This is a genomic window from Pelotomaculum sp. PtaB.Bin117 (genome assembly GCF_002067195.1).
In the GTDB taxonomy this organism is placed as follows: domain Bacteria; phylum Bacillota; class Desulfotomaculia; order Desulfotomaculales; family Pelotomaculaceae; genus Pelotomaculum_D; species Pelotomaculum_D terephthalicicum.
In genome coordinates this window covers 1-24,092 of sequence record NZ_MVQM01000031.1, presented here as the reverse complement: position 1 = coordinate 24,092, position 24,092 = coordinate 1, and the positions used below count along the sequence as shown (strand labels likewise).

Annotated in this window: 31 protein-coding genes and 1 riboswitch; of the genes, 21 read left to right on the top strand and 10 right to left on the bottom strand. The window is 50.0% G+C overall.

The features are described from left to right. The 3 genes from A4E54_RS01155 to A4E54_RS01145 all read left to right on the top strand — a co-directional run. On the top strand, positions 1-417 hold a 417-nt coding region (locus A4E54_RS01155; RefSeq protein WP_286723856.1), incomplete at its 5' end, for a MazG nucleotide pyrophosphohydrolase domain-containing protein. 108 nt (positions 418-525) lie between these two features. Next, entirely contained in the window at positions 526-801 is a 276-nt protein-coding gene (hbs, locus tag A4E54_RS01150) for a non-specific DNA-binding protein Hbs (RefSeq protein ID WP_286723853.1), read from the top strand. Positions 802-930: 129 nt separating this feature from the next. Further along, complete coding sequence (locus A4E54_RS01145) at positions 931-1,209, top strand: RNA-binding S4 domain-containing protein (RefSeq protein WP_240082080.1); 279 nt, start codon at positions 931-933, stop codon at positions 1,207-1,209. 108 nt (positions 1,210-1,317) lie between these two features. Here A4E54_RS01145 and A4E54_RS01140 read toward each other — a convergent pair whose 3' ends face one another. Continuing rightward, entirely contained in the window at positions 1,318-2,655 is a 1,338-nt protein-coding gene (locus tag A4E54_RS01140; RefSeq protein WP_286723848.1) for a M20/M25/M40 family metallo-hydrolase, read from the bottom strand. 21 nt (positions 2,656-2,676) lie between these two features. Beyond that, positions 2,677-3,084 carry a PaaI family thioesterase gene (locus tag A4E54_RS01135; protein ID WP_286723846.1) on the bottom strand — a complete coding sequence of 136 codons (408 nt, stop codon included), beginning with the start codon at positions 3,082-3,084 and terminating at the stop codon, positions 2,677-2,679. Between the two features lie 165 nt (positions 3,085-3,249). On the opposite strand from A4E54_RS01135, the gene A4E54_RS01130 reads away from it, so the two are divergent. Beyond that, on the top strand, positions 3,250-3,648 hold the full coding sequence (locus A4E54_RS01130; RefSeq protein WP_286723844.1) for a CAP domain-containing protein: 399 nt from the start codon (positions 3,250-3,252) through the stop codon (positions 3,646-3,648). A gap of 26 nt (positions 3,649-3,674) precedes the next feature. Here the strand turns inward: A4E54_RS01130 and metW are convergent, their stop codons facing one another. Together metW and metX are read right to left on the bottom strand one after the other, a co-directional pair. Then, a complete protein-coding gene (gene metW, locus A4E54_RS01125; protein WP_286723842.1) occupies positions 3,675-4,286 on the bottom strand; it encodes a methionine biosynthesis protein MetW in 612 nt (203 codons plus the stop codon). Next, positions 4,283-5,443 (bottom strand): homoserine O-acetyltransferase MetX, encoded by a 1,161-nt coding sequence (metX, locus tag A4E54_RS01120; RefSeq protein ID WP_286723840.1) that lies wholly within the window; start codon positions 5,441-5,443, stop codon positions 4,283-4,285. Before metX ends, metW begins: the two co-directional genes overlap by 4 nt. A gap of 76 nt (positions 5,444-5,519) precedes the next feature. Next, a riboswitch (SAM riboswitch) is annotated at positions 5,520-5,628 on the bottom strand. Between the two features lie 194 nt (positions 5,629-5,822). Between metX and nifS the strand changes: the two genes are divergently transcribed. From nifS to fdhD, 3 genes are read left to right on the top strand one after another with little or no spacing between them, the layout of a single operon-like run. Further along, complete coding sequence (nifS, locus tag A4E54_RS01115; RefSeq protein WP_240082074.1) at positions 5,823-6,998, top strand: cysteine desulfurase NifS; 1,176 nt, start codon at positions 5,823-5,825, stop codon at positions 6,996-6,998. 1 nt (position 6,999) lies between these two features. Then, the gene (locus A4E54_RS01110) at positions 7,000-7,317 is read left to right on the top strand and encodes a TusE/DsrC/DsvC family sulfur relay protein (RefSeq protein ID WP_240082073.1); all 318 of its coding nucleotides are present in this window, start codon (positions 7,000-7,002) and stop codon (positions 7,315-7,317) included. 43 nt (positions 7,318-7,360) lie between these two features. Further along, positions 7,361-8,152: a formate dehydrogenase accessory sulfurtransferase FdhD gene (fdhD, locus tag A4E54_RS01105; RefSeq protein ID WP_240082072.1), complete on the top strand. Its 792-nt coding sequence runs from the start codon at positions 7,361-7,363 to the stop codon at positions 8,150-8,152. Position 8,153: 1 nt separating this feature from the next. Here the strand turns inward: fdhD and A4E54_RS01100 are convergent, their stop codons facing one another. The 4 genes from A4E54_RS01100 to A4E54_RS01085 form a co-directional block, all read right to left on the bottom strand. Then, positions 8,154-8,684 (bottom strand): ferritin-like domain-containing protein, encoded by a 531-nt coding sequence (locus tag A4E54_RS01100; protein WP_240082071.1) that lies wholly within the window; start codon positions 8,682-8,684, stop codon positions 8,154-8,156. A 70-nt stretch (positions 8,685-8,754) separates the two neighbouring features. Beyond that, positions 8,755-10,152 carry a nickel-dependent hydrogenase large subunit gene (locus A4E54_RS01095; RefSeq protein WP_286723834.1) on the bottom strand — a complete coding sequence of 466 codons (1,398 nt, stop codon included), beginning with the start codon at positions 10,150-10,152 and terminating at the stop codon, positions 8,755-8,757. Then, positions 10,149-11,114 (bottom strand): hydrogenase small subunit, encoded by a 966-nt coding sequence (locus tag A4E54_RS01090; RefSeq protein ID WP_240082069.1) that lies wholly within the window; start codon positions 11,112-11,114, stop codon positions 10,149-10,151. The genes A4E54_RS01095 and A4E54_RS01090 overlap by 4 nt, the downstream gene beginning before the upstream one ends. A 277-nt stretch (positions 11,115-11,391) precedes the next feature. Further along, a complete protein-coding gene (locus A4E54_RS01085) occupies positions 11,392-11,805 on the bottom strand; it encodes a MerR family transcriptional regulator (RefSeq protein ID WP_240082068.1) in 414 nt (137 codons plus the stop codon). Between the two features lie 427 nt (positions 11,806-12,232). On the opposite strand from A4E54_RS01085, the gene A4E54_RS01080 reads away from it, so the two are divergent. The 6 genes from A4E54_RS01080 to A4E54_RS01055 all read left to right on the top strand — a co-directional run bounded on the left by A4E54_RS01080 (position 12,233) and on the right by A4E54_RS01055 (position 16,079). Beyond that, positions 12,233-13,054 carry an Mrp/NBP35 family ATP-binding protein gene (locus A4E54_RS01080; protein WP_240082067.1) on the top strand — a complete coding sequence of 274 codons (822 nt, stop codon included), beginning with the start codon at positions 12,233-12,235 and terminating at the stop codon, positions 13,052-13,054. A 97-nt stretch (positions 13,055-13,151) separates the two neighbouring features. After that, the gene (locus tag A4E54_RS01075) at positions 13,152-13,499 is read left to right on the top strand and encodes an MOSC domain-containing protein (RefSeq protein WP_240082066.1); all 348 of its coding nucleotides are present in this window, start codon (positions 13,152-13,154) and stop codon (positions 13,497-13,499) included. Positions 13,500-13,538: 39 nt separating this feature from the next. Continuing rightward, positions 13,539-14,066 (top strand): gamma carbonic anhydrase family protein, encoded by a 528-nt coding sequence (locus A4E54_RS01070; protein WP_240082065.1) that lies wholly within the window; start codon positions 13,539-13,541, stop codon positions 14,064-14,066. Positions 14,067-14,100: 34 nt separating this feature from the next. Then, on the top strand, positions 14,101-14,460 hold the full coding sequence (locus A4E54_RS01065) for a NifB/NifX family molybdenum-iron cluster-binding protein (RefSeq protein WP_286723829.1): 360 nt from the start codon (positions 14,101-14,103) through the stop codon (positions 14,458-14,460). A 322-nt stretch (positions 14,461-14,782) separates the two neighbouring features. Then, entirely contained in the window at positions 14,783-15,907 is a 1,125-nt protein-coding gene (yedE, locus tag A4E54_RS01060; protein WP_240082063.1) for a YedE family putative selenium transporter, read from the top strand. Further along, positions 15,864-16,079, top strand: a complete 216-nt coding sequence (locus tag A4E54_RS01055; protein WP_312038048.1) for a sulfurtransferase TusA family protein — start codon at positions 15,864-15,866, stop codon at positions 16,077-16,079. The genes yedE and A4E54_RS01055 overlap by 44 nt, the downstream gene beginning before the upstream one ends. Here the strand turns inward: A4E54_RS01055 and A4E54_RS01050 are convergent. Further along, positions 16,072-16,215 carry a hypothetical protein gene (locus A4E54_RS01050; RefSeq protein WP_240082062.1) on the bottom strand — a complete coding sequence of 48 codons (144 nt, stop codon included), beginning with the start codon at positions 16,213-16,215 and terminating at the stop codon, positions 16,072-16,074. The two genes, A4E54_RS01055 and A4E54_RS01050, sit on opposite strands and share 8 nt — an antisense overlap. Before the next feature lie 171 nt (positions 16,216-16,386). On the opposite strand from A4E54_RS01050, the gene A4E54_RS01045 reads away from it, so the two are divergent. From A4E54_RS01045 to larC, 3 genes are all read left to right on the top strand, one after another. Next, the gene (locus A4E54_RS01045) at positions 16,387-16,671 is read left to right on the top strand and encodes a type II toxin-antitoxin system RelB/DinJ family antitoxin (protein WP_240082164.1); all 285 of its coding nucleotides are present in this window, start codon (positions 16,387-16,389) and stop codon (positions 16,669-16,671) included. Further along, positions 16,664-16,939: a type II toxin-antitoxin system YafQ family toxin gene (locus A4E54_RS01040; RefSeq protein WP_240082061.1), complete on the top strand. Its 276-nt coding sequence runs from the start codon at positions 16,664-16,666 to the stop codon at positions 16,937-16,939. Before A4E54_RS01045 ends, A4E54_RS01040 begins: the two co-directional genes overlap by 8 nt. Before the next feature lie 459 nt (positions 16,940-17,398). Next, positions 17,399-18,598 (top strand): nickel pincer cofactor biosynthesis protein LarC, encoded by a 1,200-nt coding sequence (larC, locus tag A4E54_RS01035; RefSeq protein WP_240082059.1) that lies wholly within the window; start codon positions 17,399-17,401, stop codon positions 18,596-18,598. Here larC and larE read toward each other — a convergent pair. After that, positions 18,595-19,407 (bottom strand): ATP-dependent sacrificial sulfur transferase LarE, encoded by an 813-nt coding sequence (gene larE / locus A4E54_RS01030; RefSeq protein ID WP_286723824.1) that lies wholly within the window; start codon positions 19,405-19,407, stop codon positions 18,595-18,597. The two genes, larC and larE, sit on opposite strands and share 4 nt — an antisense overlap. Before the next feature lie 301 nt (positions 19,408-19,708). On the opposite strand from larE, the gene cysK reads away from it, so the two are divergent. The 5 genes from cysK (at position 19,709) to A4E54_RS01005 (ending at position 23,992) form a co-directional block, all read left to right on the top strand. Next, complete coding sequence (gene cysK, locus A4E54_RS01025; protein ID WP_240082057.1) at positions 19,709-20,641, top strand: cysteine synthase A; 933 nt, start codon at positions 19,709-19,711, stop codon at positions 20,639-20,641. Between the two features lie 203 nt (positions 20,642-20,844). Then, positions 20,845-22,125, top strand: coding sequence for a homocysteine synthase (locus tag A4E54_RS01020; RefSeq protein WP_286723822.1), 1,281 nt, complete (start codon positions 20,845-20,847; stop codon positions 22,123-22,125). Between the two features lie 102 nt (positions 22,126-22,227). Next, positions 22,228-22,623, top strand: coding sequence for a Fe-S cluster assembly scaffold protein NifU (nifU, locus tag A4E54_RS01015; RefSeq protein ID WP_240082055.1), 396 nt, complete (start codon positions 22,228-22,230; stop codon positions 22,621-22,623). A gap of 105 nt (positions 22,624-22,728) precedes the next feature. Then, positions 22,729-23,493, top strand: coding sequence for a HesA/MoeB/ThiF family protein (locus A4E54_RS01010; protein ID WP_286723819.1), 765 nt, complete (start codon positions 22,729-22,731; stop codon positions 23,491-23,493). Between the two features lie 115 nt (positions 23,494-23,608). Further along, a complete protein-coding gene (locus A4E54_RS01005; protein WP_240082053.1) occupies positions 23,609-23,992 on the top strand; it encodes an ArsR/SmtB family transcription factor in 384 nt (127 codons plus the stop codon). The last annotated feature ends 100 nt before the right edge of the window (positions 23,993-24,092 follow it).

Genomic DNA, 24,092 nt, shown 5'->3' with positions numbered 1-24,092 from the left:
AAGGGAAGAAATAAGCCTGCGAGCCTGCTTGACGGTGTTTCAGCGGCCTTGCCGGCGTTAATGCGGGCGGTGAAGCTGCAGAAGAAAGCCGCCGGCGTGGGTTTTGACTGGCCGGATTACCGGGGCGCCATGGAAAAATACCATGAAGAGCTGGACGAGCTTAAAAATGCCCTTTCAGCCGGGGATAAAAAACAAGTTGAAAAAGAAATGGGCGATCTGCTCTTTTCAGTGGTCAACCTAGCCAGGTTGCTGGATGTGGAACCGGAAACGGCTTTGACGTCAACCTCTGAAAAGTTTGTCAAAAGGTTTTGCTATATTGAAAAAAAAGCGCGGTATACCGGGAAAATACTGTCAAAGTGTTCTCTTTCCGAACTGGACGCTTGGTGGGAGGAGGCAAAAAATCAGGAAAAAAAGTAAAAAAACTAATAAAAAACCTAGGAAACATTTTCTTTGCGGAAGGAACTACGAGGATTTTAGCGAATAAATTATAAATTAATATCTCTATTTTATATTAGGAGGGTTCAAATGAATAAGGCCGAGTTGATTTCAAACGTTGCCGAAAAGACGGAATTAACCAAAAAAGATTCGGAAAAAGCCGTGGGTGCGGTGCTTGGCGCGATCGAAGAGGCGCTGTCAAAGGGCGATAAGGTCCAACTGGTGGGTTTCGGTACTTTTGAAATTAGGGACAGAGCTGCCCGCAAGGGAAGAAACCCGCAGACCGGTGAGGAAATTAACATCGACGCTGCCCGCGTGCCTGTTTTCAAGGCCGGGAAAGCTCTGCGCGACGCTGTGGGCAAGTAATTGTTTGTGAAAATCAATTATCGGACCTGAAAAGTCCTGATTTTCAAGACAGTATTATGATTTATCTGAAAATGCTAAATTTTGTGTTAGCCTGGCACCTGATGTATAAGTTAAAGGTGGTATATATGCTTGCGCCTTGACAAGTTCCTTAAAGTTTCCCGGGTGATCAAACGGCGCACCCTGGCTAAAGAGGTTTGCGACCGCGGCCAGGTTGCGGTTAACGGCCGCACGGCCAAAGCCGGAGCGGAAGTGAAACAGGGCGACACCATCACGATTGGTTTTGGAAACAGGAACCTTAAACTAAGAATAGTATCGGTCCGGGAAAATGTGCCGGCAAAAATGGCGGCGGAATTATACGAGATTCTGGAAGACACCCGGCCGGTAAGGAATAATGGCGAGCTTTCGTAACAATTGACAGAAAAACGGTCGCATGAGTATGTGCTTGTCGCAAGCCAGGCAAAAACGAGAGGGACGGTAAAAATATATCGCCCCTTTTTTGTATTCCGGGGCAGACAGCTAATTTGGGGTCGCGAAACGCTGCAGGGCTTGATAAATCGCCTCTGTGCCAAAAGTAAGCGCTTCAACCGGGATCCGCTCGTCGGCGGCGTGGATCAGCTTGGAGACTTCTATTTCCGGGGGCAGGTTCATCGGCATGAAGCCATAGGTTTGGATGCCCAGCTGCGCGAAAAAGTGTCCGTCCGTGCAGCCGCTCAGCAACAGCGGCACGGGAAAACCGTCCGGATCTGCCGCGCGCAGGATTTCAGCCAGGGTGTCAAACAAACCCATGTCCGGGCCGCCGGGGTCCGCGCCGTGCTGAATTATCTCAAATGCGAACTGGCCGCCGGTAATCTCGCGGAGTTCATTGATCATGTCCGACGGCGTGCAGCCGGGCAGGAGGCGGCCGTCCAGTTCAAGGGTGATTTCGCTTGGAATCACGTTAATCTTGCTGCCTCCGTGCACAATCGTGGCATTGACAGTGTTATGCAGCAGCGGGTCAAGAAACTGCCAGCTTTGCTCCAGCTGATCAAGTGTGTGGTCCGTCAAGGCCGGGTTGAGCAGCCGGCGCAGGGCCGAGCTGGTCGAATCAGGCAAAACGGTGCGCATTGTTTCAATCATCCGGCGCACCACCGGTGTGATATGCGCCGGCAGGCGCTGCCGCTCAAGCTGTCGCAGCAATTGGGCAAGCTTAGCCATGGCGCCGCCGCGCAGGGGGATAGAGCCGTGACCGCCTGGTCCTCGCACGGTAACCTTCATCCAGCACAGTTTTTTTTCCGCGACCATGATCATATAAAATTTTTTTCCGCCGAGATACAGCGTATAACCGCCGAGTTCCCCGATGGCGTAGCGGATGCCTTTGAAAATGTCCGCGTGGTCGTTCACCAGGTACTTGGCGCCGTAATCGCCGCCGCTCTCCTCATCGCTTAAAACGGCCAGCACAACGTCGCCGGGCAAGGCCAGATTTTCAGCCCGGGCACGCAGGCAAGCGGCCAGCATCATGGCCAGACCGCCTTTCATGTCCAGCGCGCCCCGGCCCCAGACGCAGCCGTCCGCAATCTTTCCCGCAAAGGGCGGGTGGCGCCAGGTCTGGTTTGCCGCGGTAACGACATCCGCATGTCCGTAAAGCAGCAGCGGCGGGCCGTCGCCCTTTCCCGCGAGGCGGGTGATCAGGTTGGGACGGCCGGGGGCGCGGGCAAGAATAGTTGTAACAAGCCCGGCTTCAGTCAGCAGGTTGTTAATGTAGGTAATGCACGCCGCCTCATCACCGGGCGGGTTGGTTGTATTAAACCGGATCAGGTTTTGCAGCAATTCCGCCGGGCGCCTGTAGATGAGAGACTTGTCGCTGACTGGCGGCATATCTGTCAGTTCCCCCTTCCGTTAAAACAGCGGCTGGTCTTTCCGATAAACAACACCTTCAAACACGGCAATTAGGTTTCCCTCCGCGTCATCAATAGTGATACTGTAAAGACCTGTTCTCCTGGTCTTGTTTTTTTCCGCGCCGGTTGCCACCAGTGTGCTGCCGGGCGGTACGGCCTTTAAATAAGTTATGTCGGCGTGCAAGGCAACCGCGACGGTGCCGTGTGAATTGCTGGCGGCGCTGAAAGCGATGTCGGCTAAAGAATAAATAACGCCGCCGTGTAAAGAGCCGTTGAAGTTCAGCATATCGTCACGGACGCGCATGCTCAGCTTTGCGTAACCTTCCCCCATTTCGTCGAATCTGACCCCAAGCATGCCGGCAAAAGGGTCCGTGGAGATTTTCTTTTTTATTTTTTCCATGTCAGGCATAATGTCACCTTCTTCTGAATACATTGATATTTTATAGTATATAGGTTTTAAAAATAATTACCAGAAGTAATGCCGGCATCCATTGAATTAAATTAATCTATTCTGCCGCATGCCTCTTGGGGAACACTATATGTTACAGGGGGTTGTTTCACAACGGGAAGCAATGTGTCAGACCTTTCCGCCGATGAAAAGCTATTGTTCGATTTGGTTAATCAGGAACGGGAAAAGGCAGGCTTGCCGGCGTTTTTTTTGGATAAGCGCTTGGTAGACCTGGCTCGTAAAAAAAGCGAAGATATGTTTATAAACAATTATTTCAATCACAGGTCGCCTGTTTACGGCCTCCCGCTGGATATGCTGCGGAAAGCCGGCGTTACGGCCAGGGCGATGGGTGCGGAGAATATCGCCAAGGCCGCTACTACCCGGCGGGCGCATGAAATGATTATGGACAGCGGCGATCACCGGCCAAATGTTCTTAACACCCTGCATGACAGCATCGGGGTTGGCGTCTGCAAAACACGTTATGGCGTTGTTGTGACACAGTTGTTCATTGGGAAGTCTTATTGAAAAGCATGCAATAATATACCGGGAGTTCAAGAGGATAATCTTTTTACCACAAACAATACCTCACTGGCTTCCGACGCGACAGCTTCTGTAAAAGGGATTATTGCATCATCCACCCGGAACAAGCCCTGCTCCACAGTGACTTGATTTTTGTGTGCCCAATCAAGAAAGTCGTCTACCGTAAACAGGTGGATATTCGGGGTGTCGTACCATTGGTAGGGCAGGGTTGATGTTACCGGCATCCTGCCGGTCGAAACAAGAGAGTCAACGACCTGCCGGTATCCGAAATTAGGGAAGCTGACGATGCCCGCGCCTCCCACCCGCAGCATTTCGTCAAGGACGAAAAGCGGTTTTTTCACCGCCTGAAGAGTTTTTTCCAGAATAACAAAATCAAAAAAGCGGTCAGGTAAACCGGTCAGTCCTTCGTCAAGGTCCATATGCAGGACGGGTACTCCTTTAATTATGCTTTTTGTTACCTGGTCGATATCTTTTTCGATCCCTAAACCCCGCACATTTTTGTTTTTAATTAGCTTTATTAAAAGCTCGCCGTCTCCGCAACCAAGGTCGAGCACGGCAGAACCTTCGGAAATAATATCATATATGACGTCATGGTCGAAACGGCTGCTCTTTTTCTGGGTCATTGCGCACCCCTCGCTTTCAAAAAACCGCGTACGAGCCGGGATAAATTTTCCACTTCCAGTAAAAAGGCGTCATGGCCATATGATGACTGAATATTTGCGTAGCTGACATGTTTCCCGCACCGGCTCAGGGCTATCGCCAGCTCTTTCGTTTCTTCCGGCGGGTAGAGCCAGTCGGAAGAAAATGAGACCAGCAGCATCCTGCTCTCAATTCTGCGACAGGCTTGATTAATGTCTCCGTCCCCCCAGCTTGAGGCGTCATAGTAGTCCATCGCGCGTGTTATGTACAAATAGCTGTTGGCGTCAAACCTGTCTACGAAACTGTTGCCCTGATGTTGAAGGTACCCTTCGACTTCGAAATCTGTGCCGAGGTGAAATCCCGGTCCATCCCCGTTGCGATATCTGCGCCCGAATTTCCTGCTCATGGAAATTTCTGAAAGGTAGGTAATATGGGCCAGCATCCGGGCGACCGCCAGTCCCCGGTCAGGGGCTGCATCGTTATAATAATTGCCTTTCCGAAAATTCGGATCAGTGGTAATGGCGTGTCTGGCCACAGCGTTAAACGCCAGCCCCTGGGCGCTCAAACGGGTTGACGAGGCAATGACGATGGCTGACTCAACGCGATCGGGATAAGCCAGTGCCCACTCCAGGGCTTGCTGTCCGCCCAGGGAACCGCCTGCCACAGCGCGCAGGCGTTTAATGCCGAGATGGCTGATTAGTCTCTCCTGGAGTCTAACCCAGTCTCCCACTGTGACAACCGGAAATGCGAGACCATAGGGCCGGCCGGTGTCCGGGTTGGTGTCGGCCGGCCCCGTTGTGCCGTAACAGCTGCCCAGGATATTGGAACATATAATAAAATATATGTTGGTATCGAAGGCTTTCCCCGGCCCGATCATCCGGTCCCACCAGCCGGGACGATCCTTTAGCCAGGGGCGGTTCATTTCATCCGCCTTTGTGCTCCTGCCGGCCGCGTGGGCATCACCCGAGAGTGCGTGAAGGATAAGAATGGCATTATCGCGCGTGTCATTCAGTTTGCCGTAAGTCTCGTATTCCACCTCGACAGGAGTAATTTTTTTACCGCAATCAAGGGGAAGCGGATTGTTTATATCCGCAAGCCGCACCTTGCGCGGCACTGTCCAACCAACGTTCCCCGCATCCATATATAAAAGCCTCCTTGAATCTTCTGCGAAATTAAAGACCCTCTTTATGAAGCAGAGGGTCTTTAAAAGCCTCTCCTTCTCATCTTCCCGGTGCGTCCGGCGGAAATTGGCACCATCTCAAACGCAAAGGCTTGAAGGTTGCCGAAGGTTCCTCGGGTCCTGCCCTCCCCTTCTCTCGATAAGAAGATTAAGTTTATAATAATTATATGCTTAATTCAGATAGTATAATAATAATTTTTTTTTGTCAATTATTAATTGCAAATCCATGATTTAAGAGAACACCTTATCTAATTGACAATATCCCAGCGTTGTGCTAGTATGATTTTTAAAGTATAGTAGTTAGCTATGATATAAGGATCGTGTTAAGGAGGATTCATTGATGCGGAGAGTTTATTTTGACTATAGTGCGACTACCCCTGTCCACCCTCTGGTGGCAGAGGAGGTTTACCGTTTCTTGATTAATGATAATTACGGCAATCCTTCCACCCTGCACTATTTCGGACAAATCGCCCGCAAGGCTCTGGACGAAGCGCGCGAAAAGGTGGCCAAGGCCATTGGCGCGAAACCGGACGAAATTATTTTTACGAGCGGCGGCACAGAATCGGATAATATGGCGATTCATGGAGCGGCCTTAACCAATATCGGGAAGGGAAACCACGTAATTACCAGCGCGGTGGAGCATCACGCGGCGCTCAACGCGGTAAAGGCATTAGCGAAACAGGGTTTTAGCGTCACGGTGCTTCCCGTCGATCAATACGGGATGGTTAGTGTCGATGATGTGGAAAATGCCATAACAGACAACACCATATTAATTAGCATCATGCACGCCAACAATGAAGTGGGCACGATCATGCCTGTTGCCGGGATCGGTAAAATAGCGAAAGCGCGCGGAATAATCTTCCATGTTGATGCTGTGCAAAGTTTTGGAAAAATCCCGGTGAATGTGGATGAACTGGGGGTTGATTTGTTGACTGTCTCAGGACATAAAATATACGGTCCTAAAGGTGTCGGCGCTCTTTATGTCCGCAAAGGAACGCGATGGAGGCCAACGCTTTTCCACGGGGGCGCGCAGGAACGCCTGCGCCGGGCGGGCACTGAGAATGTTCCGGGTATTGTGGGTCTGGGTAAGGCGGCGGAACTGCTTATGGAAAATATGGAAGTTGAAAATAAACGGCTGTTGATCTTGCGTGATAAATTAATCAGAGAGGTGACAAAACGGTTCAGCCATGTTAGATTAACAGGGCATCCCGCCATTCGCCTGCCGAACCATGCCAGTTTCATATTTGAATATATCGAAGGCGAGTCGATGCTGTTGAGCCTGGACATGAAAGGTGTCGCGGCTTCCACCGGTTCGGCCTGTACTTCAGGTTCGTTGGAACCTTCACATGTGCTATTGTCAATGGGCATTCCGCACGAGGACGCCCATGGTTCTCTCCGCTTGACCCTGGGTAAGGACAATACAGAAGAAGATGTGGATTATTTCCTGAATGCCATGGGGCCAATCGTTGAAAGACTGCGTGCCATGTCGCCTTTAAACGAAGATGGAGGTGAATGATATGCCTGAAATTGAGCTGAGCGGTGTAACGGTGGCAATAGACGAGGATGGATTTCTTTTGGACCCGGCCTCTTGGAGTGAGGATATTGCCAGAGGTTTAGCTGCCGCTGAAGGGATCGGTGAGCTGAACGATGAGCATTGGCGGGTGATCGCCTACCTGCGTAATTATCATGAGCAATTCCAGGTGGCCCCGAAGATATCCGAGCTTTGCAAAGAGACCGGCTGCACATTAAAGCGTATCTACCAGCTTTTCCCCGCCGGTCCGGCCAAGGGGGCCTGCAAGCTGGCCGGCCTGCCCAAACCGAAAGGTTGTGTCTGAGATAATCAAACGACAAGGGGTTTAGAAAGGAGTGGAGCGCAGGGTGTCCCAAATTTCTCTCTATCAGGAACGGGGAATAGTCACCTATGATCAAGGCAAAGCAAAGCCTGCTCATGACTTAATTGTCGACGAGATACCGCTGACGGTATATGTGAATGATACTGAATTAGCTACTTTAATCTGTTCATCAGGCGCGTTTAAAGAATTGGCGATTGGTTTTTTAATCAACGAAGGAATAGTTAAAAAATATTCTGATATAAAGGATATTACCTTTAATGAAACTGATGGTTTGATGTGGGTGGAAACTACTGCACCGGTGAAGCAAACGGAAACATTTTTGAAGCGGCAGATTGCCAGCTGCTGCGGCAAGGGGCGGGCCTGCCTGTATTTCGTCAACGATGTTACTCAGATGGAGCCGGTAAAGTCTTCCAAGCGGTTTGCCGCCCCGCATCTATTACGTTTGATCGGCATGCTGGAAGAGGGATCCGTTACTCACAGCAAGACTCACGGTGTGCACAGCGCGGCTATGGGTGATGATAACGGGCTACTGGCCATGTTCGATGACATCGGCCGCCACAATGCCGTGGACAAGGTTTTAGGTCATGCATTATTAAACAATTTAATGCCTGACGACAAATGTTTGCTGCTGAGCGGGCGTGTGTCTTCGGAGATCCTGATTAAAGCCGGCCACAGCGGTATCCCCTTAGTTGTGTCGCGCGCCGCGCCCACCAGCCTGGCGGTTGATTTAGCCGGCGAGTTCGGTATTGCTTTAGTGGGGTTTGCGCGCGGTGAAAGGATGAATATCTACAGCCATCCCGAGAAGGTGGTTATGTAGATTACTTGCAGTATTTCTGCATTGCTTCGTTGAATAAACGGATGTGGTGGTATTCATCCTGGATGATTCTTTCCAAAAGCCCTTTAATGTGCGGGTCGCCAATCCTCTGCTGATGATCGCGGTAGGCGGCAATGGCGGCCCATTCAGCCGTGATATCGGCCGCCAGCTTGTCGCATATGCTGAAGCCGTAGTAGACATAAGCGGCATTCCAGTATATTTCCTGGCTGTTTCGGATTACGCGGTAGCGCGGGTCCACGCCTAAAAGCCTGATTGTTTCCGCCAGCAGTTCCATATGGTGCATTTCCACCAAGGAAATGCATTCCTCCAGTTCAGCCACTTCTTCATTTATCCCTGCAAGCGTAAAGTAGTGGTGCAGGTACTGGTTTATGGCCGTAAATTCACTTACAACCCCGGCATAATCCTCCAGCAAAAGTTCAGCATACTGACGGTTGGGCGCCGTCACGCGCACGGAAGGGTAAGGAGCAGGGTAGGCGCACCGGAACATATGCGACGGATGATTTTGTTTTACCAAAAATATCCCCTCCACCTTAATTCTTTTAATTATTTTATTAGGGCTGCAAAGCAAAATAGAATAGTTTAGATTAAAAAACTGCCTCGGCTTTTACACCGCCCTTGCAGTCAAGGAGATGGGTCGCGCAGGATATGCAGGGGTCAAATGAACGGATGGTCCGGCCGAGAATGGTAAAAAGCATGTTCTGGCTTGGTATTTCGGTTCCCGCCAGCGCGCTTTCCAGCGGACCGCGGCCGCCCAGCCCGTCTTTGGGCGAGAAATTCCAAACCGTCGGGGTAATAATGTTGTATTTGACGACTTTTTCATCTTCGATAAGCGCGGCATGAAGGAGCGCGCCCCGCATGGCGTCCGTAGCGGCTGTCACTGCCTTTTTTACCGGGGTGCTTTTCTGGCTGATGGGGGGAGGGCCGGGCTTCAGGTTTTTCAGCCACTCCCGCGCCAATTCCGTCAGCAGAAGGGTCTCCATGGTGCGGGCGTAGATTCTGTCCATTGTCGCGGCGCCGCCTTGGTAAAATCCGTTGATCATCATCCGCGCCAGCGGCCCTACTTGAAAATAGCGCCCCGCGTACCGCACTGATTTTACCCAGGTGTAAGCGCCCGGTTTAAGAGGATCCGGCTTTATATCTTCGGCGCCGGTTTGCTCAAACCATGAACTGGTTATGTTTTCGCTGATCAGTTCCAGCCGTGGAGGGTAAAGCCGGCCATCCGCCAATACGCCGCTTCGCCACAAAAACTTTTCATTTTTAACGCCGAATCTGAATAAGCCGAAAGAGAAAAACTGCCGGGGAGTTATTCCTAGTCTAAAATAATCGCTGTAAACCCGCGCGATTAGCTCGGTGTCGGGAACCATCCTGCTTTTCACAAATTCACTGATATTACCGAGCAGGGCCAGCGCCTGTTCGATTTTATCCGCTGTGGGGGCTGCCGCGACGCCGCCGTGGACAAAACTGTGCTGGTGGGGCGCTTTGCCGCCGAATAAAGCCAGAATTTGGTGACTTTCCTGGGCTGCTTTGACCGCTTCGAAGTAATGCCCCGCCAGGCGCTGATTGTCTTCAGGATTCAGGCGGATGTCAGCGGGGTTTTGCCCGTGAAAGGGAGGGCGCTCCGGCATTTTCACAAAGTCAGGCAGGCTGAAGAAATAAAAATGCCGGATATGGTTTTGCAAGAAATCGGCGGCAAATATTATATTACGCAGGTATTGGGCGTTTTCAGACAACTCATGGTCATACAGCTCATCCAGCAGGTAGCTTGCCGCCGCTCCGTGAGCCGTAGAACATATGCCGCAAATCCGCTGGGTCATATACACCGCGTCAGTGACGGCCCGGTCACGCATAATCCACTCGTAGCCCCTGAACATGGTGCCGCCGGCGTTTGCTTCGACAACCCGGCCCTGCTCAAGAATGACATCCACGGATAAAAGGCCGCTCAGGCGGGTGACGGGACTGAACATAACCCGTACTTTGCTCATGCTTGCTCTCCCCCCTGGTTCGAAGCGTTCTTCCCGCCTTCTTGACCTTTGCTCTTTTCAGCCATCGGCGTGAAAAACGGCGAGGAGCCGTCCGGGAAGTCCTCATTGGTGCAGCCGATGCAGGGGGTGTTGGCCTTGACCGGCCAGCTTACATGATTTATCCACTGCCTGTACGGACAGTCGGCGCCCGTGCGGGGACCCATGCAGCCGAGTAAAAACATGCACTCGATTTCGCCAAGCTCTTTGGCGAAATCTTTATTGTCGAAATAAGAGCGCCGCTGGCAGTGCCTGTGCACCGTAAAACCGTAAAACAGGGTGGGGCGGCCTAGTTTGTCAAGATCCGGCCTGCCGTACATCAAGAGGTGGGCCAGGGTTCCCACGAACCAATCGGGGTTGACCGGGCAGCCGCTGACGTTGATCACTTCCCTGTCCAGCACGTCACGGACGCCAACACTGCCGGTCAGATTGGGCCTGGCTGCGGTAGGTCCGCCGAAGCCGGCGCAGGTGCCGATGGCAACAACGTATTCAGCCGGCCCGCCCAGCCGGGTCACCGCTTCAAGGGCGGTAATGCAGCGGGTTTCGGTGCGGGCGATGATGTTATACCGGCCGTTGTCCTTTTTCGGTATCGCTCCCTCAACAACCAAAGTAAATTTCCCTTTGTATGTTTCAGAAACTTGCTCCAGAATGCTGAGCGCGTCCCTGCCCTGGGCGGCCATGAAGGTGTTGCTGTAAAGCAGGTCGAGCATTTCCGTGAAAACCCGGTCCAGGTAGGGGTAGGCGGTGTTCATAAAAGCGATATTGTTGTCGCCGCTGTCGTTGGTCTCAAGCCAGATCACCGGCAGCTTCTTTTTATTGTGGGAGGCCAGGTGTTCTTTCACCGCGGGCAGGATTGCCCTGGAGAGGGCGTGGCTGCCGCCGGACGACAGCTCACGACATATTTTTGAAAACTCTTCTTTTTGCATGCCGCCCTCCTCAATTTAACATGGCAAAATTAAACTACTATATTTTATGCAGAACATTTTGCGAAACTGCAAAAATAATGATATGGATATAAATGACAATCCCGCACCACTTTCATAGTGATGCGGGAGCTTTTTTTGAAGTCATTTTGTTTTCAATCTTTGCAACGCCTGCGCCAGTTTAAACGACATACAGGATGACTATTGTTTCCGGTGCAAGTGCCCATTGCTGAAATAATATTCCTCTTTATCATTCATTCCTGTATTTCCAAGCCAATGATTAGTCAGTAATTTCATTACTATTCATGTAATATTTACAATTGCTGCAAAGGTCAGCCTGATCCTCAATCACTATGCAATATGATTCATCTTCCTTCCAGCAAGGTTTGGACTTGTTTACCGCCCCGCTTTTATTTCTGATTAGGCTGTCCTGGCAACTTTTTGTTTTCCAGCAGGAATACATGGCGAGAACCTGCTGCACGCCTGCGATATTCAGACCTTTTACATTAATCAGGTTGTGAATAAACTTCAACCGTTTCAGGTCATTATTCGAATATAATCTCTGCTTGTTTTTTCTTGCCGGGTGAATTAAATTATTTTTTTCCCATATGCGTAGTGTTTCAGGGTGGACTTCAAGAAATTGAGCCACTATGCCAATGTTTAACATTGGTTTGTCGTCATCCCAGGCGGACATTTTATTGCTCTCCTTATAAGTATAATTTATAAGTTTATTATATATGTACTAATGGTTTTTGTAAATAACTGATGTTTAATTATTGAAAGACTTTTAAAAGATTTTTTATATTATAAGAGATATGGTTTTGGTGATATATCTGTAATCAATACCATGAATGCTGTTATTTGATCCGTTTTATATAAATAATTTATAAATAAATATTTAAGATAACTGGTGATAGTTATTGATTATTTGTTCGGGTATAAACTATAATGTTTATGTGCCGATGACCTTAATACAATTAAGTCCATGGTTGACTCCATTCAAGAAAGAGAGTAGAAAGCACCCGGCGGGAGAAAATTAAATGAAAATAATTTAACGCTGCGGCAAATTACCTCTTAAATGTCAGCTATGTTAGACTTTAATATCGGGAGGATTCTAAATAATGCGGCAAAATAATGATGAAACTGAAAAAAACGGCGGATGCGGCCATGCAGACAAAAGCGGCATTCAGAAATTGCCTGAAAACGAATTAAGTCATATCAGGAATGTTATCGCTGTCGTGAGCGGAAAAGGCGGTGTGGGGAAATCCTCGATAACATCCATACTTGCTTGTGAATATAGAAAAAAAGGCTATTCAGTGGGAGTGTTGGACGCGGACATCACCGGCCCAAGCCTGCCGAAGATGTTTGGGATAAAGAGCGGGGTGAAAAGCAACGGCTCCGCGTTGTTGCCTTCAATTAGCGATAATAGAATAAGAGTAATGTCGCTAAACTTATTGACCAGCAATGAAGACGACCCGGTTATTTGGCGCGGGCCGGTAATTTCCGGCACAGTCAAGCAGTTTTGGACTGATGTGGCCTGGGGTGATCTTGATTATCTCTTTGTCGATCTGCCGCCCGGCACAGGCGACGTGCCTTTGACCGTGATGCAATCCCTGCCTCTCAACGGGCTGATCGTTGTATCTTCACCGCAAGACCTTGCCGTCATGATTGTGAGCAAGGCGATAAAGATGGCCCAACACATGAATATTCCCATTCTTGGTCTGGTGGAAAATATGAGTTCCGCCGTTTGTCCTCATTGCGGCGAGCGATTTGAGTTGTTCGGCCCCAGCCGGGGCAAAGAAATAGCGGAAAAATTCAAGATTCCGTTTATCGGTGGTTTGCCTATTGACCCGCACCTTTCAAAACTCTGCGATCAAGGTAAAATTGAAGAGTATGACAGCAATCTTTTTGAGAACCTCATCCCTGAAAAGCTGGTTCAATAATGTTTTATAAAGGAGGCGCTATACTGTAGGTAAAATTCTTTCTATTAACGTCGGCGCTGAAAAGGGCATTGTAAAGACAAGGGTCAATGAAGTTAACGTGATCGAAGGCTGGGGGTTGGAAGGAGACGCGCACGGGGGCGATTGGGACAGGCAGGTAAGTATATTGCCTCTAGAAGCCATAGATAAAGTTCCGGAAGATAAAATTGAAGAGATTTTAAATGGGGGTTACACTGAAAATTTCACCATTAAGGGCGTTCCCCCCGAACAGATGACTGTAGGGACTGCATTAAAGCTGGGTCAGGCTGAAATTAAAATTTCGCATATCGGAAAAGAAGAATATAAAGAGGCCGGAAGGCCGTATATAGTCAGCAGGGAAGGCAGGTTTGGGCGTGTAGTCAAGGGCGGAAAAGTAAAAGTTGGCGATGAAGTGAGGATTCTCCCGTAAATAATGAGGGCGCGACACATTATTATTTGGAGGAAGACAATGTCATTGTATCGTTTTTCCGGCAGAACACCAATAATAGGCGCGGGTAGTTACGTGAGTGAGTTGGCTATGGTCATTGGGGACGTTAGAATTGGTGAAAACTGCTATATAGGCCACGGTACTGTTATCAGGGGCGATTACGGGACTATTGAAATTGGTCCGGGCACTGCCGTAGAGGAAGGTACGGTTATTCATGCCCCGCCTGACGGTGCCTGCCGTATTGGCAGAAGTGTCACCTTGGGGCACGGCGCGATAATTCACGCGGATGAAATTGGAGACTATGCGTTAATCGGTATGGGCTCTATTTTAAGTCTCAATGCCAGAGTAGGTTCCTGGGCTATTGTTGCCGAGGGATGTGTGGTAAAGAACAAACAGCGTATTCCCGAAAAAGTTGTTGTGGCTGGCAACCCGGCCCGTATTGTGAGAAACACTGAACCCAGAGACGTGGAATTTTGGACATGGGTTAAGCAGCTTTATGTTAACCTGGCTCATCAGTATTTGCGGGAAGGTATGGAAAAAATAGATTAACCTTAAAAATATAATGAAAAAGGGGTTTGGCGTAATGAAAATAGCGATGCCCTATAATCACGGCAGGCTCAACGAGCACTTCGGCATCAGTCAGGAATTTGTTGTTTTTAACGTTGAAGATGGTAAAATTAACGGAAAACAAGTAATTTCAAGCAGTACTCTCCAGCATAATCATGGCGGCTTGGCAGACTTATTTACCAGGGAAGGGGTAAAGGTGATTATTGCCGGCGGCATAGGACCCCCTATGCTCAATGCGCTTCAGTCAGTGGGGTTCGAGGTTGTCACAGGCGCTTCCGGCGATGCGGAAAAAGTGGCTTCCGATTTTCTGAGCGGCCAATTGGCTACCAGTTCGATAGGGTGTAACCACGCCTGCAATGGACATGAACATCTATAGTCATTAAATCTAATGATAATTATTGGCCGCTGCCTTAGATGAATACCACATTGTCCCAAAGCCAGGAAACATTCAATGTTCTCCTGGCTTTTATATGGCAAAAAATAATCTTTAATTATTTATATTTTTTATTATGAGAAAAATTAGTATAAATAATTTTTATAAATAAAATAAAGGTATTGCATGTCGTGTGGTTGAAATAAGTATATCCAAATATATATATTAATCTCTTAATAAAGAAAGGAGTGACTTTGTATATTTTTATTTACGGCTGTTGATTAAGGGGGCCTTATTATTGGGGAGTGAAAGGAGTTGTCATCAATTGAATAACAAAGCTTTGATAATTATTACCGGAGCGATAGTCGGTGTGCTGGCGGTGCTGCTTGTTAAATTGGGAAATCCCCAAAACATGGGTGTTTGTATAGCCTGTTTTCTGCGCGATATCTCCGGCGCTCTCGGATTGCATCAGGTTAATACAGTTCAGTATATACGGCCGGAAATTTTGGGCTTGGTCATAGGGGCCTTCGCAACTGCCGTTGTTACAAGAGATTTTCGTGTTTGGGGCGGCTCAAGCACGTTTACCAGGTTTATCTTGGGTTTCTTTGTAATGTTCGGCATGCTTGTTTTTTTAGGATGTCCGCTGAGAATGATTTTGAGAATGTCGGCCGGCGACCTAAACGCCCTGGTGGGATTACTCGGTCTGGTTGCCGGGGTGGCTTTGGGCGCAGTTTTTTTAAGGAAAGGTTTTACGCTCGGTCAGGCTGTTATTCAGAATAAGTCGAATGGTTATATGTTTCCGGCAATTATTTTAGTCTTGCTTATCCTATTACTGACAGCGCCGGCGTTTATCTTTTTCAGCCAGCAGGGACCGGGCTCAATGCACGCGCCCTTGGCTGTATCGCTCGGCGCCGGGATTGTTGCCGGTGTGCTGGCCCAGCGCACCAGGTTATGTTTAATTGGCGGCATTAGGGATTTGATACTGTTCAAGGAACTTTACATGCTCTATGGTTTTATAGCAATTTTTGTTGTCGCGCTGGTCGGCAATTTAGTTGTGGGCAATTTTAATTTAGGTCTGGCGGGCCAGCCGATAGCGCATAATGACGGCGTTTGGAACTTTCTTGGCATGGTGCTGGCCGGTTTTGGCTCCGTCCTTTTAGGCGGCTGCCCGCTTCGTCAGCTAATTTCAGCGTCGGAAGGCAATACCGACTCCGCGGTAACGATCGCCGGGCTGCTGGCGGGAGCCGCGTTTGCCCATAATTTTGGCTTGGCTGCCAGCGCCAAGGGAGTTCCCGTGCCTGGACAGGTTGCAGTTGTCATAGGTCTTATCGTGGTTGGAGCGATTGCTTTCTGGAATGTTTATTTTAATCTTAAAACACGAAAAACATCCCGGCGGGAGGTGACGTATGATGGCGGAAATAAAGGATGCGAGGGGCCTGGCTTGTCCTGAACCCGTATTAATGGTAAAAAACGAAATTGATAAAATAGGCGGTGGAACAATTAAAGTTTTAGTAAATACAGTCGCTGCCAAAGAAAATATCTCAAGATTGGCGGGAAATCAAAAATGGTCTGTCAGTATCGCGGAAGAAGGGGATGGCTGGCTGATCACCCTAACTAAATAACCATCGCATATATATCTATGCGGACAAAAGTGGTCGGAAGCGGAAAGCTGCCGGCCACTTTCTCAACAGCCTGCTGCCCCTGCCGGAGGACACGCCCCTGGAGGACGGCTACCTGGTGATGATGGAGAAAATCCACAACCTGACCCTGTCCACCCGCCTGCGTGAAGCCCTGGAGCTGACCCGGTTCGTGATGAAGGCGCTGCACGGGCCTGAGCTATCAATAAAAACTTGAATTGCATTCGTGCATAGTATATACATAGCACATATTTTGTACTATACTGAATATATTAAAGCAAAGGAGATGATAATTGTGGCTGATACAACGAATATAAGCATTCGCCTGGACGTGGAGCTAAAAAAACAAGCGGAACAGCTCTTTTCCGAACTCGGCATGAACATGACGACGGCTTTCAATATTTTTCTGCGTCAGGCGGTTCGTCAGCAGCGCATCCCGTTTGACGTCGCTCTGGAGGTGCCCAACGCTGAGACAATCGCCGCTCTGGAGGAGGCCGAGCGCATCGGCCGCGACCCTTCGGTCAAAGGTTATACCGACGCCGCGCAAATGATGAAGGAGCTTTTGACTGATGTATGAGATAAAGCCAACCAGCCGTTTCATGCGTGATCTTAAGAGTATCCAGCGCAGAGGTTATGACCTTCGCCTGCTCACGGCGGTTATCCAAACGCTGGCTGCCGGGGAGCCTCTGGCGGAGAAACATAAGGATCACGCCCTGAGCGGCGTCTGGTCAAAGCACAGGGAATGCTACGTCACACCAGATTGGCTCTTGATCTACAAGCTGGAAAAGGACATTCTTATTCTGACTCTGACTCGTACCGGAACCCACAGCGATCTGTTTGGATAACCAGGTTTCACCCCGCCGTCGGCAGAAGACAAAACAGCGGCAGGAAAAGGCACAGGAGAGACAAATCCCCGTGCTTTTTACGCCCCTTTTTCTTCAAAAAATTTCTTTAAGAATCTTTATTTTGGTGGTAGTCGGTCTTTTATCTTTTACAATGAAGGTGGTGCTCTGCACCCTTATTTCCCTGTGCGCGGCTTGCCAGACTTTGGGATAATTCTGAAAGTATCGTCATATGGTACATCGACGGCAGTGGCAATGCAGTCTGCGTACCCAACGGGCGCTATGACCCGGCCACTTCCTGGGCGAAGGAGGCCATGACGCTGTCATTGGCTCTGCTGTCTAAATTCCATTGCGTAATACAATATGTGGTGAAGAAAAAGCATTTATGGTCCCGGCGTCAATAGTTTCGTAATGGAGTGCCGAAATACACAGGCATGATCAGAAAGCGAAGGGTGTGTTAACATGAAAGTGCTTTATTTTGATTGCTTTTCAGGGATAAGTGGCGATATGACTCTGGGAGCGCTGATTGATCTGGGAATTGATGTTGAGCTTTTTAAAGGCGAGTTGCATAAACTGAATCTTACCGGTTATGAAATTACGATTCAAAAAAAAGTAAAGCACGGTATTGCCGGAACGGATATCGAGATTAATGCAAGTAAAGACCATGCTCATAGTTCGCGTAATCTGCGGGATATAGAAATGCTGATCGACTCAAGCGGGCTGAACGAGCAGGTGAAGTGTTTCAGCAGGAAAGTTTTTCGGGAAATCGCTGGGGCTGAGGCAAAGGTGCATAACAAAAGTATTGATGAAGTTCATTTTCATGAAGTGGGCGCCGTCGATTCAATTGTGGACATTGTCGGCACGTCAATATGTCTGGACTTGCTTGGCGCGCAAAAAGTATTTTCATCCCCGCTGCATGAAGGACAGGGGTTTATCGAATGCCTGCATGGAATGCTTCCCGTGCCGGTGCCCGCTGTCATGGAAATGCTTGCCGGCGGCAGGATTCCCATTCCGGTCATTACCGAAAACATTAATACGGAACTTGTCACGCCTACCGGCATTGGCATTATTAAATGCCTTGCCTCTGGTTTTGGGAGCATGCCTGCGATGATTATCCAAAAAGTCGGTTATGGCATGGGCAAAAGAGAAACGGGCAGGCTTAACGCGATGAGGATTGTGCTGGGAACGCTTTTAGAAAATAATGGCGATAATAATGGTAATATGGAGGAAATTGTGGTCCTGGAAACCAATATGGATGATCTGAGTCCGGAAATTACCGGGTATATGATGGATCGCCTGCTCGCAAACGGGGCGCTTGATGTCTTTTATACTCCCGTCCATATGAAAAAGAACAGGCCGGCGGTAATGATGACCGTCTTAGCGGGAAAAGACAACGAACAAAAACTCGCTGATCTTATTTTAAAGGAAAGCTCAACCTTGGGCATCCGCAGAAGCGTGGTAACAAGGTATTGCATGAATAGGGAAATTAAAAATGTTAATACCGGATTAGGGACGGTAAGAGTAAAAGTCGCATCAAAAGGCGACACAAAGAAAATCGCGCCGGAGTACGAAGATTGTAAAGAAATAGCAATAAGAGCGGGACTGCCCCTTCAGGAAGTATACCGAATGGTAATGGAAAAATCAAGGGAACAGCTGGTTTAGGTTGTAATAACTTCATTGAGGCTGCCGGTGCGGTAGCCCTGGAGGTCAAGGGTGACATAAGTGTAGCCCAGTTCCTTGATGCCGGCTACAAGCCACCTGCGCCGGGCGTCGTCCAGCAGGAGGGAGAACTCTTCAGGCGGCCCCTCAATCCGGGCAATCCGGGCGTGATGGCGGAGCCGGCATTGAGTCAGGCCGAGGGAATGTAATAGCTTTTCTCCGGCGGCCACCCGGGCCAGATCTGCCACGGTAATCGGTGTCCCGTAGGGAAAGCGCGAGGACAGGCAGGCATTGGCGGGCCGGTTCCAGTTCGGCAGGGCGAAGGATTTGGCCAATTGACGGATTTCGTCTTTGGTAAAGCCGCATTCCCGCAGGGGACTGCGTATACCCAGTTCAATAAGCGCCTGCCGGCCCGGCCGGTAGTCGCCCTGGTCGGACTGATTGGAACCGTCTAATACTTCTTTAATTCCTTTGCTGTCCGCCGTTTGACGCAGCAGCCGGAAGCGATTGCCCTGGCAGTAGTAGCACCGGTTGGCGGGATTAGCCGCGAATTCAGGAATCGACAGGTCCGAAATAGGGATTACTTCATGAGTCGCCCCGCATATCCTGGCTATATGCGACGCAAGTTCTATTTCTTCCTGGGTGGAAGTCTCAGAATGGGTGGTTGCGGCCAGTACCCGGGCAGGGCCTAAGCAATCTACCGCCAGCTTCAACAGTACGGAGCTGTCCACGCCGCCGGATAAAGCTACCAGCACGCTCTCAAAACTCGAAATTAAGGAATTAACAGAGTTGATTTTATCAGCCAGGTTCAAGGTTTTCCCTCCCTCGCGCGGCGCGGTTCGCTCCTGAATGCGGATATTAGGTCCTCCGCCGGCGCCGCCTTAAGCGGTTATTGGATGTCTAATTGTTATCTTAGCTTAAGCGGCGGGTTAATGCAATTTAATATGGATAAAAATCACAATAGAATTTACAATAGACTTATTGACAATCGCTTATTACTGAAATAGAATTTGTTAAAGGATAGTAATTATATCGGATTTATTATTTTTATCTAGTTAGTAAAATAAACTGCTCAATTCTTATTAGTTCGTATCACGAAAAGGGGGAATTTTAATGTCCGGGATAGCCAATAGCCTGACAGAACTAATCGGAAATACGCCCTTGCTGCGTCTCCAGCGTCTATCGAAAGGCCTCATCGCCGATCTGGTGGTAAAACTGGAGTCTTTTAACCCGGGCGGCAGTGTCAAGGACCGTATCGGCTTTAATATGATACTCCGGGCGGAGGAACAAGGGTTGTTGAAACCCGGCTCGGTGATTATCGAGCCCACCAGCGGTAATACCGGCATTGGATTAGCTTTCGTCGCGGCCGTCCGCGGTTACCGGCTGATCCTGACCATGCCCGATACCATGAGCGTTGAGCGGCGGAGCCTGCTGAAGGCTTATGGCGCCGAGCTGGTGCTGACGCCCGGCCTGCAGGGGATGAGCGGGGCGGTGCGGAAGGCTGGGGAACTGGCGCAGGAAACCCCGAATTCCTTTTTCCCGCAGCAGTTTGAAAACCCGGCCAACCCGGAGATTCACCGGCTGGCCACGGCTGAGGAGATCTGGAAAGATACTGACGGCAAGGTGGACATGGTTATTGGCGGTGTGGGTACCGGCGGTACTATTACCGGGATCGCTCAGGCGCTGAAGCCACGGAAGCCCGGGTTGAAAATAGTGGCGGTGGAACCGGCCGATTCGCCTGTTTTATCAGGGGGGAAACCGGGGCCGCATAAGATTCAGGGACTTGGAGCAGGCTTCATTCCAGAAGTATTGGAACTGTCGCTGGTCGATGAAATTATCCAGGTAAGCAACCAGGACGCCTTTGAAACCGGGCGCCGGCTGGCCCGGGAGGAGGGAATCCTGGCCGGCATTTCCTCCGGAGCGGCGGTGTATGCTGCTCTGGAGGTGGCGCGGCGGGGGGAAAATAACGGAAAGTTAATCGTGGCCATCCTGCCCGACACCGGGGAGAGGTACCTGAGCACGCCGTTGTTCCAGGAAGAACTCTAGAAGGCAGATAATTATTCAGAAGTCAGGAGCCAGGAGTCAGTAGGCGGAATTCAGAGTATTTCAAGACGATAAGACATCCTCTCATTCTGACCTGAAAATAATCGTTACCATTTTCATCCATGTGATGGTGAAGCGAGGCTTCATGGGAGTCTGACTCTTGAGCAACTGCTATAAATTATGCGGACAAAAGAGGAGATTGTTTCATGACTAATAAGAGCAGAGGTTTTGAAACCCTGGCTGTTCACGCCGGGCAGCAGGCGGACCCGGCCACCGGTGCGCGGGCCGTGCCTATTTACCAAACAACCTCATATGTGTTTGATGATGCGGAACACGCGGCGCGCTTGTTTGCTTTGCAGGAAAGCGGGAATATCTATACCCGGATGATGAATCCCACTACCGACGTGCTGGAGCAGCGGGTGGCCGCCCTGGAAAACGGGCTGGCCGCCCTGGCCACCGCCTCGGGACAGGCGGCTGAGCTGCTGGCTGTCGTCAACCTGGCCGGAGCGGGTGACGAAATAGTTTCCGCGAACAGCTTGTATGGCGGTACTTACAACTTGTTCAACGCCACGCTGAGGCGTCTGGGAATTGACGTCAAGTTTGTTGATCCTGCCGATCCGGATAACTTTAGGCGGGCTATTACTCCCAGGACGAGGGCGCTTTTCGCCGAGTCAAGCGGCAACCCAAAACTGGATGTAATTGATTTTCACGCGGTGGCCGGTATCGCTCACGCGGCCGGAGTCCCGTTTATCGTGGACAATACGGTGCCGACACCTTACCTCTGCCGCCCGCTGGAGCACGGAGCGGATATCGTGGTTCACTCCGCCACCAAGTTCATAGGGGGGCATGGCACATCCATCGGGGGCATTATCGTAGACGGAGGAAAATTCGCGTGGGCCAACGGCAATTTTCCGCAGTTCACTGAACCGGACCCGACTTATCATGGTGTGGTTTACCGTGAAGAATTCGGCCCCGCCGCGTTTATTGCCAAAGCCCGGGTGCAGCTGCTGCGCGACCTGGGCCCATGCCTGAGCCCTTTTAACGCCTTTTTGCTGCTCCAGGGGGTGGAAACACTGCCGCTGCGCATGGAGCGCCACTGCCGGAATGCTTTGCAGGTGGCAAAGTTCCTGGAACAGCATCCGAAGGTGACTTGGGTGAATTATCCCGGCCTGCCCGGCCACCCGTCCCACGCGTTGGCCCGGCGGTACTACCGCAACGGTTTTGGCGCTCTGTTAACCTTCGGGATAAAAGGAGGAAGTGAGCAAGCCCGGAGTTTTATTGATGCGCTGGAGATATTCTCGCTGTTGGCCAACATCGGAGACGCCAAATCTTTAGTGATTCATCCGGCTTCAACCACTCACCAGCAGCTGTCTGCGGAGGAGCGGCTCGCCACCGGGGTGACTGAAGACCTGATCCGCCTTTCTGTCGGACTGGAAGCTATCGACGATTTGTTGGAGGATCTCGATCAGGCGTTAAATAAAGCATAAGGAGACAAGAGTCAGAATAAGATAAGGGAATGGTTTATTGTCCGGGGATATCCTGAATTCCACCTCCTGATTCCTGAATACTTAAAAACAGGGGATGATCGCATGTATAGCGAAAAGGTTATGGAGCACTTCAGCAATCCCAGGAATGTTGGGGAAATCCCTGACGCCTGTGGCACGGGAGAAGTGGGCAATCCTGTCTGCGGCGACATTATGAAGATTGACATTAAGGTTGAAAACAATATTATTACTGATATCAAGTTTAAGACTTTTGGCTGTGGGGCGGCTATCGCGACAAGCAGTATGGTCACGGAAATGGCTAAGGGAAAAACCATCGAAGAAGCCCTGAAAATCACTAAACAAGCTGTGGCTGACGAGCTTGACGGGCTTCCCCCGCAGAAGATGCACTGTTCCAACCTCGCGGCGGACGCCCTGCACAAGGCCATTGAAGACTATAAAAACAGCCAGGGCAAGTTGGCTGCCAATCCCAATAACTTATAAGGTTAGAGAAGGTGTCAGGTTTGAAATTCGCCATGCGGGGTGATACGCCTGTCGCAGGTACTGCATTTTAACTAAAGTAGTTACGGAAGTAGGGGTTTTAAAAGGATGGCATGCTTGGACTTTACAGAAGAGCAAATCACTAGATACAGCAGACAAATTGTCCTTCCCGAGGTAGGCGGCACAGGTCAGAAAAAAATTAATGACGGCAAAGTGCTGATTGCCGGAGCGGGCGGCTTGGGCTCCCCGGCGGCGTTTTACCTGGCGGCCGCCGGGGTCGGAACAATAGGTATAATCGATGGCGATGTAGTTGACATAAGTAATTTGCAAAGGCAAATCCTGCATACCACCAAAGACATCGGCAGGCCTAAAGTTGATTCGGCCAAAGAAAAACTGGCTGCCCTGAATCCCGATTGCCACGTTGTCTCCCATTGGGAGAAGCTGACGGCTCAAAATATAGATGGAATTATCCGTGATTATGATGTAGTAGTTGACGGGGTGGATAATTTCCCAACCCGTTATATGGTTAACGACGCCTGTGTCATGGCCGGGAAAGTTTTCGTGCATGGGGGTGTCCTCGGCTTTAGCGGCCAAATCTTTACTATTGTGCCCGGCAAAGGACCCTGTTTGCGCTGTGTGTTGCGTGAGCCGCCGCCCGGCTCAGTGCCGTCCTGCTCAGAGGCCGGCGTGCTGGGGGTTCTTGCGGGGGCAATCGGCGTCATCCAGGCAACTGAGGTTTTGAAATACCTGCTGGGTAAGGGGGATTTACTTGTGGGCCGCTTGCTTGCTTATGACGCCCTGGATATGAGATTTACAGAGGTTCGGGTCAAGCAGGACCCCGACTGCCCTGTTTGCGGGGCGGCCCTGCCATAACCGGACTGGAGGATTTATGAGCCGCTCTACGATATAAACAAGATGAGCTGAAGGGTGATAATATAATATTATAGTCAAAAGATCATTTTACTATTTGATTATGAGGTGAGGGAAAATGCTGCAAAATTCGTTGGAAGATAAACTGGCGCATGATGTCCCGGTATGCCTGGTTAATTGCATTAATCAGGAGATCGTAAACCGGCTGAAGCCCCAGGTGGACCGGATTGATGGTGTTGCCGCTGCTTTTAAGGCGTTGGCTGATGACACCCGGGTAAAGGTTATATTTGCTCTCAGCAAAGCCGAGCTTTGCGTTTGTGATGTGGCAGCCCTGCTCAACAGCAGTAAGGCGACCGCTTCTTACCATCTCCGGCTGCTGCACCACCTGGGGATCGCCAAGTACCGGAAGGATGGCAAAATGGTCTGCTACCGGTTGGCGAACACTAATATTGGGAATCTGATGAGGGAAATTTTGAGTTACCTGGAAAGAGGTGTGAATTAAAGATTCGTCTGTTGCGGATTGATTCTTTTGGCTTACTCGTTAACTGTGAATAAAACTTATGGAGGCGCTGATGGATAGTTTTTTTAATGCGATCATATTG

Coding starts and splice junctions, on each gene's coding strand:
- hbs (WP_286723853.1), top strand. CDS start 526: ATGAATAAGGCCGAGTTGATTTCAAACGTTGCCGAAAAGACGGAATTA.
- A4E54_RS01140 (WP_286723848.1), bottom strand. CDS start 2,655: ATGCCGCCAGTCAGCGACAAGTCTCTCATCTACAGGCGCCCGGCGGAA.
- A4E54_RS01135 (WP_286723846.1), bottom strand. CDS start 3,084: ATGCCTGACATGGAAAAAATAAAAAAGAAAATCTCCACGGACCCTTTT.
- metW (WP_286723842.1), bottom strand. CDS start 4,286: ATGACCCAGAAAAAGAGCAGCCGTTTCGACCATGACGTCATATATGAT.
- metX (WP_286723840.1), bottom strand. CDS start 5,443: ATGGATGCGGGGAACGTTGGTTGGACAGTGCCGCGCAAGGTGCGGCTT.
- nifS (WP_240082074.1), top strand. CDS start 5,823: ATGCGGAGAGTTTATTTTGACTATAGTGCGACTACCCCTGTCCACCCT.
- A4E54_RS01110 (WP_240082073.1), top strand. CDS start 7,000: ATGCCTGAAATTGAGCTGAGCGGTGTAACGGTGGCAATAGACGAGGAT.
- A4E54_RS01095 (WP_286723834.1), bottom strand. CDS start 10,152: ATGAGCAAAGTACGGGTTATGTTCAGTCCCGTCACCCGCCTGAGCGGC.
- A4E54_RS01090 (WP_240082069.1), bottom strand. CDS start 11,114: ATGCAAAAAGAAGAGTTTTCAAAAATATGTCGTGAGCTGTCGTCCGGC.
- A4E54_RS01085 (WP_240082068.1), bottom strand. CDS start 11,805: ATGTCCGCCTGGGATGACGACAAACCAATGTTAAACATTGGCATAGTG.
- A4E54_RS01080 (WP_240082067.1), top strand. CDS start 12,233: ATGCGGCAAAATAATGATGAAACTGAAAAAAACGGCGGATGCGGCCAT.
- A4E54_RS01070 (WP_240082065.1), top strand. CDS start 13,539: ATGTCATTGTATCGTTTTTCCGGCAGAACACCAATAATAGGCGCGGGT.
- A4E54_RS01065 (WP_286723829.1), top strand. CDS start 14,101: ATGAAAATAGCGATGCCCTATAATCACGGCAGGCTCAACGAGCACTTC.
- A4E54_RS01055 (WP_312038048.1), top strand. CDS start 15,864: ATGATGGCGGAAATAAAGGATGCGAGGGGCCTGGCTTGTCCTGAACCC.
- A4E54_RS01040 (WP_240082061.1), top strand. CDS start 16,664: ATGTATGAGATAAAGCCAACCAGCCGTTTCATGCGTGATCTTAAGAGT.
- larC (WP_240082059.1), top strand. CDS start 17,399: ATGAAAGTGCTTTATTTTGATTGCTTTTCAGGGATAAGTGGCGATATG.
- cysK (WP_240082057.1), top strand. CDS start 19,709: ATGTCCGGGATAGCCAATAGCCTGACAGAACTAATCGGAAATACGCCC.
- A4E54_RS01020 (WP_286723822.1), top strand. CDS start 20,845: ATGACTAATAAGAGCAGAGGTTTTGAAACCCTGGCTGTTCACGCCGGG.
- nifU (WP_240082055.1), top strand. CDS start 22,228: ATGTATAGCGAAAAGGTTATGGAGCACTTCAGCAATCCCAGGAATGTT.
- A4E54_RS01010 (WP_286723819.1), top strand. CDS start 22,729: ATGGCATGCTTGGACTTTACAGAAGAGCAAATCACTAGATACAGCAGA.
- A4E54_RS01005 (WP_240082053.1), top strand. CDS start 23,609: ATGCTGCAAAATTCGTTGGAAGATAAACTGGCGCATGATGTCCCGGTA.